This window comes from Rehaibacterium terrae (assembly GCF_014202935.1).
GTDB classification, from domain to species: Bacteria; Pseudomonadota; Gammaproteobacteria; order Xanthomonadales; family Xanthomonadaceae; genus Rehaibacterium; species Rehaibacterium terrae.
In genome coordinates this window covers 175,075-187,433 of sequence record NZ_JACHHX010000002.1, presented here as the reverse complement: position 1 = coordinate 187,433, position 12,359 = coordinate 175,075, and the positions used below count along the sequence as shown (strand labels likewise).

The window sequence follows — 12,359 nt, the reverse complement described above, 5'->3', positions numbered from 1 at the left end:
CCATGGCTGCCACCAAGTCCGCAGTGAAGGCCCAGACGCAGCCCAAGAGTCGCGGGACCGGCGTCCTGGACACCTACGTGTGGGAAGGCGTCGACAAGCGCGGCGTCAAGATGAAGGGCGAAACCCTCGCCAAGAACCCCAACATGCTGCGTGCCGAGCTGCGCCGGCAGGGCATCCAGCCGACGGTGGTCAAGGCCAAGCCCAAGCCGCTGTTCGGCAAGGCCGGCAAGGCGGTGACGCCACGCGACATCGCCATCTTCAGCCGCCAGATCGCCACCATGATGGCCTCGGGCGTGCCGATGGTGACGGCCTTGGAGATCATGGCCGGCGGGCAGAAGAACCCGCGCATGAAGGAGCTGCTCACCGACATCAAGAACGACATCGAGAGCGGCTCGTCCCTGTCCGAGGCGCTGGGCAGGCACCCGGTGTACTTCGACGAGCTGTACCGCAACCTGGTGAAGGCGGGCGAGAGCGCGGGCGTGCTCGATACCGTGCTCGACACGGTGGCCACCTACAAGGAAAACATCGAGTCGCTCAAGGGCAAGATCAAGAAGGCCCTGTTCTACCCGGCGGTGGTCATCGCGGTGGCGATCCTGGTCAGCGCCATCCTGCTGATCTTCGTGGTGCCGCAGTTCCAGAACGTGTTCAGCAGCTTCGGCGCGGATCTGCCGGCGTTCACGCTGATGATCATCGCGGCGTCGGATTTCATGATCGCCTACTGGTGGGCGGTGCTGTTCGGCGCGGTCGGCATGATCTTCGCCTTCGTCCAGGCCAGGAAACGCTCGGTGGGTTTCGCGCGCTTCCTCGACCGGATGATGCTCAGGCTGCCGGTGATCGGCCAGATCATGCACAACGCGGCCATCGCCCGTTTCGCCCGCACCCTGGCGGTGACCTTCAAGGCCGGCGTGCCGCTGGTGGAGGCGCTGGACACGGTCGCCGGCGCCACCGGCAACGTGGTCTACGAGGATGCCGTCAAACGCATCCGCGACGACGTCTCGGTGGGTTACCAGGTGAACGTGGCAATGCGCCAGGTCAACCTGTTCCCGCACATGGTGATCCAGATGACCGCGATCGGCGAGGAGGCCGGCGCGCTCGACACCATGCTGTTCAAGGTGGCCGAGTTCTACGAGGAAGAGGTCAACAACGCGGTGGACGCGCTGTCGAGCCTGATCGAGCCGATGGTGATGATCTTCATCGGCGGCATCGTCGGCGCGATGGTGATCGGCATGTACCTGCCGATCTTCAAGCTCGCCGCGGCGATCTGAGGCCTGCCATCGCGTGCTGGGCCTGATCGAGTCTTCCCCGGCGCTGACGCTCGCCAGCGCCTTCGCCTTCGGACTGCTGCTGGGCAGCTTCCTCAACGTGGTGATCCTGCGCCTGCCGCGCCGGCTGGAGTGGCAGTGGCGGCGCGACTGCCGCGAGATGCTGGAGCTGCCGGCCGAGGACGGGCCGGCGCCGCCGGGCATCGTCATCGAGCGCTCGCGCTGTCCGCACTGCGGCCACGCGCTGGCGGCGTGGGAGAACATCCCGCTGCTGAGCTTTGTCCTGTTGCGCGGGCGTTGCCGCCAGTGTGGCGCGACGATCTCCTGGCAATACCCGCTGGTGGAGCTGGTCACTGGCTTGATGGTGATGGCCTGCGTGTGGCGCTTCGGCCTGACCTGGGAAGGCGCGGGGGCGGTGGTGTTCACCGGCTTCCTGGTGGCGCTGGCCGGCATCGACCTGCGCACCACCCTGCTGCCCGACCAGCTCACCTATCCGCTGCTGTGGCTGGGCCTGCTGGCCAGCCTGGTGACGCTGTACGTGGCGCCACCGGCGGCGATCCTGGGTGCGGTGGCCGGCTATCTCAGCCTGTGGTCGGTGTACTGGCTGTTCAAGCTGCTCACCGGCAAGGAGGGCATGGGCTACGGCGATTTCAAGCTGCTGGCCGCGTTGGGCGCCTGGTGCGGGGCGAAGGCGATCCTGCCGATCGTGCTGCTGTCCTCGCTGATCGGCGCCATCGTCGGCAGCGCCTGGCTGGCCCTCAAGGGCCGCGACCGCGCCACGCCGATCCCCTTCGGCCCCTATCTGGCACTGGCCGGCTGGGTGGAGCTGGTCTTCCAGCCCGACCTGCTCGGCGCCTACGCGCGCTGGGCGGGACTGGCCTGAGCACGGACGCTGCCGCCGCTGCACGCACGCATATCCCCTGCCTGCATTCGTGCGCGCAGCCCCCGCTCACCCGCTCAGCCCCAACCCCCCCGTTCGTCCTGAGCGTAGCGAAGCGGAGTCGAAGGACGCCCCGAAACACCCACCCCAGCCCCCGCTCACCCGCTCAGCCCCAACCCCCCCGTTCGTCCTGAGCGTAGCGAAGCGGAGTCGAAGGACGCCCCGAAACATCCACCCAGCCCGTTCATCCTTCGACTTCACTGCGTTACGCTCAGGACGAACGGGGTCCAGGGCTGATGAGGATGGGAGGCAGCAGCATGAGGCCACCTCGCCCCACCTCCGCTCATCCGCTCAAGCCCCAGCCCCCGCTCACCCGCTCAGTCCCAACCTCCCCGTTCGTCCTGAGCGTAGCGAAGCGGAGTCGAAGGACGCCCCGAAACACCCACCCCACCCCGTTCGTCCTTCGACTTCACTGCGTTACGCTCAGGACGAACGGGGTCCAGGGCTGATGAGGATGGGAGGCAGCAGCATGAGACCACCTCGCCCCACCTCCGCTCATCCGCACAAGCCCCAGCCCCCGCTCACCCGCTCACCCCCAGCCCCCGCTCACCCGCTCAGCCCCACCCCCCGCTCGTCCTGAGCGTAGCGAAGCGGAGTCGAAGGACGCCCCGAAACATCCACCCCACCCCGTTCATCCTTCGACTTCACTGCGTTACGCTCAGGACGAACGGGGGCCGGGCCGATGTCGGAGGACGCTCCGCTCGGACTGGCGCCAGCTTCTTCATGCCCCACAGTCAGGGAGGACACCATGCCCTTCTGGGTCTACATGCTCCGTTGCGCGGACGGCTCCTACTACACGGGCCACACGGACGATCTCGATCGACGCATCGCCCAGCACCATGCAGGCGAGCTGCCGGGCTACACGCGCGATCGCCGGCCGCTGCGTCTGTGCTGGTCCGAGAGCTTTGCCAGTCGTGAGGAGGCGCTGGCCGCAGAGCGGCGCGTCAAAGGCTGGAGCCGGGCCAAGAAAGAGGCTTTGACGCGCGGCGACTGGCAGGCGATAAAACGCCTGTCACGCGGCAGTGATCGCCCGCGGTGCGCGACACTTCCCGCCACGCCGGGTCGCTGATGTCCCGCTACGTCGTCGCCATCACCGGAGGCATCGCCTCGGGCAAGTCGGAAGTGACGCGCCGCTTCGAGCGCTTGGGCGTGCATGTGGCCGATGCCGACGTGGCGGCGCGCGCCCTGGTCGAGCCGGGGCAGCCGGCGCTGGCGGACATCGTCGCCCGCTTCGGCGCCGGTGTGCTGGATGCGCAGGGACGCCTGGACCGTGCGGCATTGCGCCGGCACGTCTTCGACAACGACCAGGCGCGGCGCGATCTGGAGGCGATCCTGCACCCGCGCATCCGCGAGGCGCTGGCACGCGAATGCGCGCAGGCGCCGGGCGCCTACGCGATGGTGGCGGTGCCGCTGCTGACCGAGGTGGGCGGCCGGGATGCCTACCCGTGGGTGGACCGGGTGCTGGCGGTCGACGTGCCGGTCGACGAACAGGTCCGCCGGCTGATGCGGCGCGACGGCATCGACGAGGCGCTGGCGCGGCGGATGCTGGCGGCGCAGGCCACGCGCGAGCAACGGCTGGCGCTGGCCGACGACGTGATCGGCAACGACGGCCCGCTGGATGCACTGGACGCGGCGGTGTCCGCGCTGCACGCACGCTATCTGGCGCTGGCGGCGGACGCGACGGCGCGCCACACGCCGACGTGAAGCGCCCCGGGACCGGGCATCCGGGCGTGAGTCGGGCGGCGTGAGAAACGGGGGAGCGCGCGACCGGCGCTGCCTTGTCGTTCTCCCGCTCCGCACTCCCCCCGCTCGTTTCCCGCCACCGCGGTCGCGGTTTGTGTCGCCCGTGCAGGACAGGCGCCTCAGCGGGCCGGCGGCCAGAATGCGGAGATGCCGGCCACCCCCTGGGCGCCGTGACGGCGCGCCTCGGCGATGTCGTCGGGCCGCAGGCCCCCGAGTGCGTACAGCGGCAGCGTGGTGCGTTCGCGCAGGGCGGCGAAGCCGTCCCAGCCGAGCGGCGCGGCACCGGGATGGCTGGCGGTGGGCCGCACCGGACCGAGCACGGCGAAGTCGACGCCCAGCGCTTCGGCGCGGGCCAGCTCGTCGGCGTCGTGGCAGGAGGCGGCGACCGGCTGGCCCTCGGGCAGCGGACGCCGTTTCAGCCCGGGCAGCTGGTCGGCGCGCAGGTGCACGCCGAGGGCGAGTTCGCGTGCCAGGGCGATGTCGCCGTTGAGCAGCAGCTCGGCCCCCGCCTCGCGGCAGCGGGCGGCGACTTGCGCCGCCAGCGGACGCAGGGCGTCCCGGTCCAGGCGGCGCGCGCGCAGCTGGATGCGCCGCCAGCCGGCGGTGAGCAGGCGTTCGATCCGCTCGACGAAAGCCGCATGGTCGTCGCCCGGCTCGGGCGTGATCGGATAGCACCCGGGCTGGCGCAGGGCGGCGATCACCGGACGGTCGGCCGGCGGCATGGGGTAACGGTGCAGGCGTTCGGGCGGCGCCCAGGCCAGCGCCTGGCTCTCCAGCCCGCGCGGGGCACCCTCCCAGCGCGCGATGCGGAACACGTCGAGCAGGATGCGCTTGTCGGCGTAGGCGAAGGGCACGGCGATCAGCGGCGAGCAGTCGGCGGGATCGACAGCGATGCCGAGTTCCTCGTGCAGTTCGCGGGCGAGGCCGGCGGCGGGCGATTCGCCGTTCTCCAGCTTGCCGCCGGGAAACTCCCAGGCGCCGGCGAGATCGCGTCCTTCGGTGCGCCGCGTCAGCAGGACGCGGCCGCCGGCATCTTCGAGGACGGCCGCCACCACATGCAGACGCCGGCCCTCAGGGCCGGGCACGGACGATCGCATCTTGCGGCTCGGAAGCGGGGTGGATCATTCCTGCAAGGTGGCAAGGCCCGGCGCCGCCGTCAGCTCAGGCGGCCATGGCATTGCTTGTATTTCTTGCCGGAGCCGCAGGGGCACGGGTCGTTGCGGCCGACCTTGGGCATGTCGCGCACCACCGGCTGACCGGCGCCGGCCTGACGCCGGGCCTCGACCTCGGCGGCTTCCTCGTCGGCGCCGTAGCCGCCGGTCTCCGGGTGCTGGAACTGCATCGGCCGGTTGGCCTGGCGCTGGCGCTCGGCGGCTTCCAGCGCGGCGACCTCCTCCTCGCTGCGGATGCGGATGCGGGCGAGGATCTGGATCAGATCGCGCTTGACCTTCTCCAGCATCTCGGAGAACAGCTCGAAGCTCTCGCGCTTGTACTCCTGCTTGGGCTGTTTCTGCGCGTAGCCGCGCAAGTGGATGCCCTGGCGCATGTAGTCCATGCGCGCCAGGTGCTCCTTCCAGTTCTGGTCGAGCACCTGCAGCATGATGAAGCGCTCGATGTTGCGCATGTCGGCCTCGCCGATCTCGGCCTCTTTCGCGGCGAAATGGCGGTCGGCGGCCTCGACGACCAGACGGGCGATGCCGTCCGCGTCGAGTTCTTCGTGCTCCTTCAGCGCGGTCTGCAGGTCGATCTGGATGCCGTACTCGTCGGCCATGGCGCGCTCCAGGCCCGGCACGTCCCACTGCTCGTCGACCGAGCCTTCCGGCACGTAGCGGCGGGCCAGGTCCCAGAACACGTCGTGGCGGATGCCGTCGATGGAGTCCTTCACCGACTCGGCTTCCAGCAGCTCGTTGCGCTGCTGGTAGATGACCTTGCGCTGGTCGTTGGCGACGTCGTCGAAGTCGAGCAGGTGCTTGCGGATGTCGAAATTGTGCGCCTCGACCTTGCGCTGGGCCTTCTCGATCTGACGGCTGACGAGGCGATCCTCGATCACGTCGTCTTCCTTCATGCCCATCATCCGCATCGCCTTCTGCACCCAGTCGGAGGCGAAGATGCGCATCAGGTTGTCTTCCAGCGACAGGTAGAAGCGCGAGGAGCCGGGATCGCCCTGGCGGCCGGAGCGGCCACGCAGCTGGTTGTCGATGCGGCGGGATTCGTGGCGCTCGGTACCGATGATGTGCAGGCCGCCGGCGGCGATGACCTCGTCATGGCGCCGCTGCCAGTCCTCGCGGATGCGCTGCCTGTCGGCCTCCGTCGCATCCTCGCCGAGTGCGGCCAGTTCGGCCTCGAGCGAGCCGCCGAGCACGATGTCGGTGCCGCGGCCGGCCATGTTGGTGGCGATGGTGACCGCGCCCGGCCGGCCGGCCTGGGCGACGATGTGCGCTTCGCGCTCGTGCTGCTTGGCGTTGAGCACTTCGTGCGGGATGCCCTCGTCCTTGAGGATGCGCGAGAGCAGCTCGGAGGTCTCGATCGAGGTGGTGCCGACCAGCACCGGCTGCCGGCGCTGGTAGCAGTCCTTGATGTCCCGCACGACGGCCTTGAACTTGGCCATCTTGCCGAGGAAGACCAGGTCCGGATGGTCCTGACGGATCATCGGCTTGTTGGTCGGGATGACGACCACCTCCAGGCCGTAGATGCTCTGGAACTCGTAGGCCTCGGTGTCCGCCGTGCCGGTCATGCCGGCCAGCTTGGCGTACATGCGGAAGTAGTTCTGGAAGGTGATGCTCGCCAGCGTCTGGTTCTCGCGCTGGATCGGCACGCCCTCCTTGGCTTCGACCGCCTGGTGCAGGCCGTCGGACCAGCGCCGCCCCGGCAGGGTGCGGCCGGTGAACTCGTCGACGATGATCACCTCGCCGTCGCGCACGATGTAGTCCACGTCTCGCTGGTAGATGGCGTGGGCGCGCAGGGCGGCGTTGAGGTGATGGACGACGGCGATGTTCTGTGCGTCGTAGAGATTCTCGTCGTCGCGGATGATGCCGGCCTCGCGCAGCAGGCGCTCGGCGTTCTCCATGCCCTGCTCGGACAGGTGGACCTGCTTCTGCTTCTCGTCGACCCAGTAGTCGCCCTCGCCTTCCTCGGTCGCCTGCCGGGTCAGGTGGGGGACGATGCGGTTGACCTTGACGTACAGCTCGGGCGACTCGTCGGCCGGGCCGGAGATGATCAGCGGCGTGCGCGCCTCGTCGATCAGGATCGAGTCGACCTCGTCGACGATGGCGAAGTTGAGGCCGCGCTGGAAGCGGTCCTCCTTGCGCAGCGCCATGTTGTCGCGCAGGTAGTCGAAGCCGAATTCGTTGTTGGTGCCGTAGGTGATGTCGGCCGCGTAGGCCTCGAACTTGTCGCCGTGCGGCATGCCCGGGTAGACCACGCCGACCGACAGGCCCAGCCAGTTGTAGAGCCTGCCCATCCAGGCGGCGTCGCGCTTGGCCAGGTAATCGTTGACGGTGACCACGTGCACGCCCTTGCCGGCGATGGCGTTGAGGTACACCGGCAGGGTCGCGACCAGGGTCTTGCCCTCGCCGGTGCGCATCTCGGCGATCTTGCCCGCGTGCAGCACCATGCCGCCGATCAGCTGCACATCGTAGTGGCGCATGCCGAGCACGCGGCGCGCGGCCTCGCGGCAAACGGCGAAGGCCTCGGGCAGCAGCGCGTCCAGGCTCTCGCCGTCGGCATGGCGCTGCTTGAACTCGGCGGTCTTGGCCTTGAGGGCCTCGTCGTCGAGGGCCTGCATCTGCGGCTCGAGCGCATTGATCTTCGCGACGGTCTTCTGGAGCTGTTTGAGCAGGCGCTCGTTGCGGCTGCCGAAGATGCGGGTCAGGAGGCTGTTGAGCATGGGATAACCGGTTGACGGTACGAGGGTGCGCCGATCGCGCGCGCAAGCGAAAAGGCCGCATACCGCGGCCAAGACCGGTAGTTTAACGTGGGGACGAGGTCGTGTGCTTCAAGGGCCGGCCGGACGCGGCCGCGGGGCGCGGCGAAGTTTTCAGCGCCGTCATTCGCCCGACCCGGCGAAACGGCCGGCCCACACGCCGGGCATCGCCGTGGCAGCGGCCATGGCCGCGATCGCAGGCACTGCGGGCGGGCCATCACCGCCAGGGCGGCTCCCACAGGCACCCGCCACAGGCCCCGCCGTCGGGGCGAGCGTGGGCCATGCGGGCGCCATGCGTCACGACGGCCTGCGAAGTGTCGGGAAGAGCCCCTTCGAGTCAAGGGAACGCCCCGCGGCAACACCTCAACCGCGCGCGCGGTTGAGGTATTGCCGCGGGTTCACCGGCCGGCCGTTCTGCCAGACCTCGAAGTGCACGTGGTTGCCGGTGGCCCGTCCGGTGCGCCCCATCTTGGCGATGACCTGGCCGGCACGGACGCGTTCGCCGACCTGCACCAGGTTCCGGCTGTTGTGGGCGTAGCGGGTCATGTAGCCGTTGCCGTGGTCGATGTCGACCAGGTTGCCGTAGTTGCCGTCGCGGCCGGAGAAGATCACCACGCCGTCGGCCACCGCCAGCACGTCGGCGCCGGCCGGGCCGTTGAAGTCGATGCCGCGGTGGAACTGGCTGAAACCGGTGAACGGATCGAGCCGGTTGCCGAAGTGCGAGGAGGCGTAGCCGCTGCGCACCGGCAGGCCGGAGGGCATCAGGCTGGCGTCGAGGTCGCGGTCGATCAGCAGCGCCTCCAGCAACACCAGCTGGTTGCTGGCCAGGTCGAGTTCGGCGGCCACGCTGTCCAGCCGCGCGGTGAGACTGGCATCGACGATCGGCTCGCTGGCCTCGGCGCCGCCGATGCCCGGCAGGTCGTGGAAACTGAACTCGCCGTCGTCGAGCTTGCCGAGCCGGGTCAGGCGCTCGCCGAGGGCGTTGAGGCGGGTGGCCTGGGCCTGCAGTTCACCCAGTCGCGCCGCCATCGCGTTGATTTCGCGCTGGGCGCTGTCGCGCGCCTCGTCAAGCTCGATCTTCTGCGCGGCCACCTGCTGCTGCAGGCGTTTGACTTCGGCCAGCGCCGCCCCGTTGGCCCCGCGCAGCGCGAAGCCGGCGAGGAAGCCGAGCGTCAGGAGCAGCCCGAGCGCCGCGCCGAGCAGGGCGAGCGTGCGCGGATCCTGCAGGGAAAACTTCTTAGGTGATTTCAGGAATTTCGCTACGATGATGACATTCATGCCGAACCGATCCGCTCCTCGTCATCCAGGCGCCTCGCCCCAGTCCGGATTCCAGGACCCGCTCGCCGCGGTCAAGGATGCCGGTCTGGGCCGGGTGGTCGAGCGTGCCCTGATGCTGGATGCGCTCGACCGCCAACTGCGCCACTGCCTGCCGTCCGCACTCGCCGACCATTGCCGGCTGGGCAATGTGCGCGACGGCACGCTCGTCTTTCTCGTCGGTTCGCCCGTCTGGAAGGCCAAGCTGCGACTGCATGCCGACGACCTGCTGGAAGCGGCACGTGCCGCGGGCCTTCCGGCGCGCGAACTAGTGTTGAAAGTGGCGACGATGCAGCCCGTTCCCCCGGATGCGGCACCGCGCTTGCCCCTTTCGCGGGCCGCACGCGATGCGCTGCGGGCGGCCGCCGAAACCATCAAGGACCCGGAACTCCGGGCCAGGCTGATCGCCTTGGCGTCCGTTCCTTAGAATGCGGCCTTCCGGGCCTGGGTCCGGCCAGCCACCCAAGGTGGCCGGTGAACCGAAGGCCGTACGTTTACCGTATTTGATGGCCCGATGGAAGTGCAGCGGGCGGAAAACGCCCGGAAACGGGACCGGCGTCCCGGGGGCAGGATTTAACGATTGAAGACTTGACACGGCGGCGGGAAAGCCCCGGAAACGGGACCGCCGTCCCGGCGGGCACGCGCCCAGGAGCCGGTGGAAGGCCCGCCGGCCGTCGCGAGACCATCGCCGGGCGTTCGTGGTGGCGGCGATCGCAGCAGGCGATCGCAGCAGGCGGGCGAGGCTTCCCGGGCGCTCAGACGGCCTGGGCCGGATGCGCGTAGGAGATCGGCGCGGAGGCGTCGTCCTTGTAGGTGACCTCTTCCCAGGCCGAACGATCGGCCAGCAGCGCGCGCAGCAGCTGGTTGTTGAGGTAGTGGCCGGACTTGTAGCCGTAGAAGGCGCCGACCAGGCTGCGGCCGAGCAGGTACAGGTCGCCGATCGCGTCCAGGATCTTGTGGCGGACGAATTCGTCCTCGTAGCGCAGGCCGTCCTGGTTGAGCACGCGGTAGTCGTCCAGCACGATGGCGTTGTCCATGCTGCCGCCCAGCACGAGATTGCGCTCGCGCAGCATCTCGATGTCCTTCATGAAACCGAAGGTGCGGGCGCGGCTGACCTCCTTGACGAAGGAGGTGGTGGAGAAGTCGATCTCGGCGCTGGAGGTCGCGGCCGTGAACACCGGATGCTTGAAGTCGATGGTGAAGCCGACCTTGAAGCCGTCGAAGGGCTCGAAGCGCGCCCACTTGTCGCCGTCCTCGACGATCACCCGCTTCTTGATGCGGATGAAGCGCTTGGGCGCGGCCTGCTCCTCGATGCCGGCGGACTGGATCAGGAACACGTAGGGACCGGCCGAGCCGTCCATGATCGGCACTTCCGGCGCGGTCAGGTCGATGTAGCAGTTGTCGATGCCCAGGCCCGCCAGCGCCGAGAGCAGGTGCTCGATGGTGGCGACCTTGACCCCGTCGTAGACCAGGGTGGTCGACATGCTGGTCTCGCCGACGCGCTCGGCGCAGGCCGGCAGCTCGACCGGCGGACTGAGGTCGACGCGGCGGAACACGATGCCGGTGTCCGGCGCGGCCGGACGCAGGGTCATGAAGACTTTTTCGCCGGAATGGATGCCGACGCCGGTGGCGCGGATCACGTTCTTGAGCGTGCGCTGTTTGATCATCATCGGAGCTGGCGCTCTCTCTCGGGGCGTGGCACGGCCATGAACCACGGCCATAAACCAGCGAAGAGTATCACAGCGGTTTGAGCAGACAATCCAAAAAGGCCCGGGATTGTCGCACTGGCGAAACAATCCCGGCCGAATATGGTCCATTCGCCCGCGCTCGCCGCGCGGAGCACCTCCCTGTCTGAATGGAGCGCAACACGGCTTGCGCCCCGCGCGGAGGATCGCGGGGCGCAAGCCGCCGGCCTTCCCGTCCGGGGACGGCCGGCCGGCGGCCGGTCAGTCGGCCTGGCGGCGCAGGAACGCGGGGATGTCCAGGTAGCTGTGGTCGGCCGGCAGCTCGGCAGTGGCCGGCGCCGCCGCCTCCGCGCGGCCACCACGCAGCCCCAGCGCCGGGGGCGCCACGCCCACGCCGGCCATCGCGTCGAGATCGACCGTGCCGCTGGTGCCGGTACGGACCAGCCTGACCGGGCGGACATGCTCCTTCTCGTTGCGCAGCGGCTGGCGGGCGGCGGCGCGGTTGAGGCCGGTGGCGACCACGGTGACGCGGACCTCGTCGGCCATGTCCGGGTCGAGCACGGTGCCGATCACCACGGTGGCGTCCTCGCTGGCGAACTCCTCGATGGTGCGGCCGACCTCGTCGAACTCGCGCATCGTGAAGTCCGGGCCGGCGGTGATGTTGACCAGGATGCCGTTGGCGCCGGCGAGGTTGACGTCGTCGAGCAGCGGATTGCTGATCGCCGCCTCGGCGGCGGCCATCGCGCGGTCGTCACCGCGCGCGGTGCCGGTGCCCATCATCGCCATGCCCATCTCGCTCATCACCGTGCGCACGTCGGCGAAGTCGACGTTGATCAGGCCCGGGCGCACGATCAGGTCGGCGATGCCCTGCACCGCGCCCTGCAGCACGTCGTTGGCGGCGCGGAAGGCCTGGATCATCGTCGCGTCGCGGCCGAGCACGGTGATCAGCTTCTCGTTCGGCACCGTGATCAGCGAGTCGCAGTGCTGGCTGAGCTCCTCGATGCCCTTGAGCGCGACCTGCATGCGCCGGCGGCCCTCGAACGGGAACGGCTTGGTGACCACCGCCACCGTCAGGATGCCCATCTCCTTGGCCAGCTGCGCCACCACCGGCGCCGCGCCGGTGCCGGTGCCGCCGCCCATGCCGGCGGTGATGAACACCATGTCGGCGCCTTCCAGCGCCTCGACGATGCGCTCGCGGTCTTCCAGCGCGGCCTGACGGCCGACCTCCGGATTGGCGCCGGCGCCCAGGCCCTTGGTGACGTTGCCGCCGAGCTGCAGCTGCAGTTTGGCGCCGCAGTTGCGGATCGCCTGCGCGTCGGTGTTGGCGGTGATGAACTCGACGCCCTCGATGTTGCTGTTGACCATGTGCGCGACCGCGTTGCCACCGCCGCCACCCACGCCGATCACCTTGATCACGGCGTTCGGCGCCACCTTCTCGATCAGTTCGAACTGTGCCATTTCCTCGTCCTCCGTAGGTATTGCTCGTTGCCTTG

Annotated in this window: 10 protein-coding genes; 5 read left to right on the top strand and 5 right to left on the bottom strand. The window is 69.2% G+C overall.

The genetic code is table 11. The features are described 5' to 3' along the window. Positions 1 to 2 precede the first annotated feature (2 nt). From HNQ58_RS02185 to coaE, 4 genes are all read left to right on the top strand, one after another. Positions 3 to 1,265, top strand: coding sequence for a type II secretion system F family protein (locus HNQ58_RS02185; RefSeq protein ID WP_183947138.1), 1,263 nt, complete (start codon positions 3 to 5; stop codon positions 1,263 to 1,265). A gap of 16 nt (positions 1,266 to 1,281) precedes the next feature. Beyond that, complete coding sequence (locus HNQ58_RS02180) at positions 1,282 to 2,145, top strand: prepilin peptidase (protein ID WP_246416862.1); 864 nt, start codon at positions 1,282 to 1,284, stop codon at positions 2,143 to 2,145. 805 nt (positions 2,146 to 2,950) lie between these two features. Continuing rightward, positions 2,951 to 3,271, top strand: a complete 321-nt coding sequence (locus tag HNQ58_RS02175; RefSeq protein ID WP_183947137.1) for a GIY-YIG nuclease family protein — start codon at positions 2,951 to 2,953, stop codon at positions 3,269 to 3,271. Next, a complete protein-coding gene (gene coaE, locus HNQ58_RS02170; protein ID WP_183947136.1) occupies positions 3,271 to 3,906 on the top strand; it encodes a dephospho-CoA kinase in 636 nt (211 codons plus the stop codon). Before HNQ58_RS02175 ends, coaE begins: the two co-directional genes overlap by 1 nt. Positions 3,907 to 4,064: 158 nt before the next feature. Here coaE and HNQ58_RS02165 read toward each other — a convergent pair whose 3' ends face one another. The 3 genes from HNQ58_RS02165 to HNQ58_RS02155 all read right to left on the bottom strand — a co-directional run bounded on the left by HNQ58_RS02165 (position 4,065) and on the right by HNQ58_RS02155 (position 9,145). Beyond that, positions 4,065 to 5,030 carry a Nudix family hydrolase gene (locus HNQ58_RS02165; protein WP_343057137.1) on the bottom strand — a complete coding sequence of 322 codons (966 nt, stop codon included), beginning with the start codon at positions 5,028 to 5,030 and terminating at the stop codon, positions 4,065 to 4,067. A 71-nt stretch (positions 5,031 to 5,101) separates the two neighbouring features. Continuing rightward, positions 5,102 to 7,831, bottom strand: coding sequence for a preprotein translocase subunit SecA (secA, locus tag HNQ58_RS02160; protein ID WP_183947134.1), 2,730 nt, complete (start codon positions 7,829 to 7,831; stop codon positions 5,102 to 5,104). A 399-nt stretch (positions 7,832 to 8,230) separates the two neighbouring features. Further along, positions 8,231 to 9,145: a M23 family metallopeptidase gene (locus HNQ58_RS02155; RefSeq protein WP_183947133.1), complete on the bottom strand. Its 915-nt coding sequence runs from the start codon at positions 9,143 to 9,145 to the stop codon at positions 8,231 to 8,233. Between HNQ58_RS02155 and HNQ58_RS02150 the strand changes: the two genes are divergently transcribed. Then, entirely contained in the window at positions 9,132 to 9,608 is a 477-nt protein-coding gene (locus HNQ58_RS02150) for a DciA family protein (RefSeq protein WP_183947132.1), read from the top strand. The genes HNQ58_RS02155 and HNQ58_RS02150 overlap by 14 nt on opposite strands. Positions 9,609 to 9,936: 328 nt before the next feature. Here the strand turns inward: HNQ58_RS02150 and lpxC are convergent, their stop codons facing one another. Both lpxC and ftsZ read right to left on the bottom strand, forming a co-directional pair. After that, complete coding sequence (lpxC, locus tag HNQ58_RS02145; RefSeq protein ID WP_183947131.1) at positions 9,937 to 10,848, bottom strand: UDP-3-O-acyl-N-acetylglucosamine deacetylase; 912 nt, start codon at positions 10,846 to 10,848, stop codon at positions 9,937 to 9,939. Positions 10,849 to 11,127: 279 nt separating this feature from the next. Continuing rightward, positions 11,128 to 12,324, bottom strand: a complete 1,197-nt coding sequence (gene ftsZ, locus HNQ58_RS02140; protein ID WP_183947130.1) for a cell division protein FtsZ — start codon at positions 12,322 to 12,324, stop codon at positions 11,128 to 11,130. Positions 12,325 to 12,359 lie beyond the last annotated feature (35 nt).